This is a genomic window from Streptomyces sp. AcH 505 (assembly GCF_000818175.1).
In the GTDB taxonomy this organism is placed as follows: Bacteria; Actinomycetota; Actinomycetes; order Streptomycetales; family Streptomycetaceae; genus Streptomyces.
On record NZ_JTIY01000001.1, the window covers coordinates 5,896,424 to 5,897,615 of the forward strand.

The window sequence follows — 1,192 nt, forward strand, 5'->3', positions numbered from 1 at the left end:
ACACCCGGATACGTCCCCAACTCCTGCGCACCGCCGTGCTGCCCGCCATAGTCGCCGCGCTGAGCGGCGCGACCGGTGTGGCGCTCACGCTCCGCTCGTCGGCAGCCGAACCCACCACAGCCGTCTGGGCCGGCCTCGTCGGCACGGCGCTGCTCGCCTTCGCCGCCGTCGCGGCCGCCGCCCTCGGCGCCGAGCGCACCGCCAAGTCCTTCATCGGACGCTGTGAGGCGCTGCGCCGCTCCGGCGTGCGCGGCCAGGCCGAACTGCGCGCCCTCGTCGAGCAGCTCAGACGCGGCGAACCGGTGCCCGCCCGGCGTACGCCCCCGGCGCCAGGACCCGCCGGCCGCACCGCCGCCCGTACCGCCGGCTACGGCGAGGACGAATTCGACCTGCTGGCCAAGGAGCTGGAGCGCTCGCAGCAGACCGCGCTCGCCGCCGTCGTACAGGCGTCCCGGCTCTCCAGCAGCGCGGGCAACGAGCAGAAGGTCGAGGTCTTCGTCAATCTGGCCCGGCGCCTTCAGTCGCTGGTCCACCGGGAGATCCAGCTGCTGGACGACCTGGAGAACGAGGTCGAGGACCCCGAACTGCTCAAGGGCCTCTTCCACGTCGACCATCTGGCCACCCGGATCCGCAGGCACGCCGAGAACCTCGCCGTGCTCGGCGGCGCCGTGTCCCGCAGGCAGTGGAGCAAGCCGGTCACCATGACGGAGATCCTGCGCTCCGCCATCGCCGAGGTCGAGCAGTACCCGCGGATCAAGCTCGTGCCACCGATCGACGGCACCCTGCGCGGCCACGCCGTCGCCGACGTCATCCACCTGCTGGCCGAACTGGTCGAGAACGCCTCGGTGTTCTCGTCCCCCCACACCCAAGTGCTGCTGCGGGCGCAGCAGGTGACGGCCGGTCTCGCCATCGAGGTGGAGGACCGCGGCCTCGGTATGCCGGCCGACGAGCAGAAGCGGATGAACGGTCTGCTCGCCGACCCGGACCAGGTCAATGTCGCCCAGCTCCTCCAGGACGGCAGGATCGGGCTGTTCGTGGTGTCGGCGCTGGCCCGCCGACACGGCATCGCCGTCCGGCTGCAGTCCAACATCTACGGCGGCATCCAGGCCGTCCTCGTACTGCCGCAGGCCCTGCTCGGCTCGGAGGAGTCCGAAGGCGCTGGTCCAGGCCTCGACGCCGCTGCGCCGCCCGC

1 protein-coding gene is annotated in these 1,192 nt (G+C 72.2%); it reads left to right on the top strand.

Annotation, left to right across the window (positions count from 1 at the left end; genetic code table 11):
* Positions 1-8: 8 nt before the first annotated feature.
* The coding region (locus HY68_RS41090; protein ID WP_241778794.1) for an ATP-binding protein at positions 9-1,192 on the top strand (1,184 nt) is incomplete at its 3' end.